Raw genomic sequence first — 1,009 nt, forward strand, 5'->3', positions numbered from 1 at the left:
CGGGTTGCTGCTTTTGGCGGCAGTTATGGTCGGGGTTGCAGGTGGGGAGTCGCGCGTCGGCCCGAACGCAGCGAGTCAAGAGAGATGCCCAGTGGGCGGGATTGCTTCTACCTGCTGCTTCGAGCAGTGCGGCCACGAAGCACCCCGACGAGGTGCTGCACGTCAGGTCCGTCCCGTTCAATGCGCCAGCTTGCCCAGATTTCAGTTCCAGGCAGAAGCGTTTCCCCATTGTGTGTGACCGGAATCACGGCGTGCACACGCTTGTTAGAGAGGTGCCTGGCCAGGGGCTGCGCCATGAGCGCGCCGCCGAGCCCAGTCGCTACGAGCTCGAGTGTTGCCTTGGCGTTTCGTGGCGTCCAAGAAGGGTCTTTCCACTCCTGGGGTTCGGGCCACTCGGCGAAGTGATCCGGGTGTGCGAGGAGCGTCAATAAGGAGAGATCCTCGAGATCAATCTCTCCCAGCTTCGCGAGCTCGTGATCTGCCGGAACCACAAGAGCGATGGTCTCGTTGTAGAGGTGCATCGCGTGCCGGGTGCGCGCTGCCGCCTCGCTTCCCGCGGGAATAGCTCCGGGTGCAACTCGTTCTAGCAATACATCGAACTCTGTGCGGGCGTTCTCAACCTCGTGCAGGTCCACAGGCACGAGTTCCAACGGTTGTTCTCGCACTGCTCGCGCCCAACGCTCGGCCCACTTGCTTGGGGCCACGCCGCGCACGAAGCCGAGCTGCAGCGTCGGCAGCTCCACCCGTTCCGGTTTGGGCGTTGCCTTGGCAGCGGCCTGCTTTTTCGAGGCGGCCCCGGCCTTCTTGCCAGCTGACTGCGGTCGCTTGATCGACCTCAGAGGGCTGCCTTTTGATGCGCCTCGTCGTGGGGCATTACGGTTCAAGGGGCAACCTCCGAGTAAATTTCATGATCGTAGCTGAGTCGGGCCGATGACAGAGCGATGCGGTAGTCGTCCTCCGATACCTGGCACCTGAGCGGTGTGCCCTCTTCAAGGTAGTGGGGAAGGGC

At 62.7% G+C, this 1,009-nt stretch carries 1 protein-coding gene; it reads right to left on the bottom strand.

Translation table 11 applies throughout. The features are described from left to right. Window positions 1–107 precede the first annotated feature (107 nt). The gene (locus Q2T94_RS20475; protein ID WP_264271887.1) at window positions 108–884 is read right to left on the bottom strand and encodes a LysR substrate-binding domain-containing protein; all 777 of its coding nucleotides are present in this window, start codon (window positions 882–884) and stop codon (window positions 108–110) included. Between the last annotated feature and the right edge of the window lie 125 nt (window positions 885–1,009).

The sequence above is a fragment of the Paeniglutamicibacter sulfureus genome (genome assembly GCF_030512175.1).
In the GTDB taxonomy this organism is placed as follows: Bacteria; Actinomycetota; Actinomycetes; order Actinomycetales; family Micrococcaceae; genus Paeniglutamicibacter; species Paeniglutamicibacter sulfureus.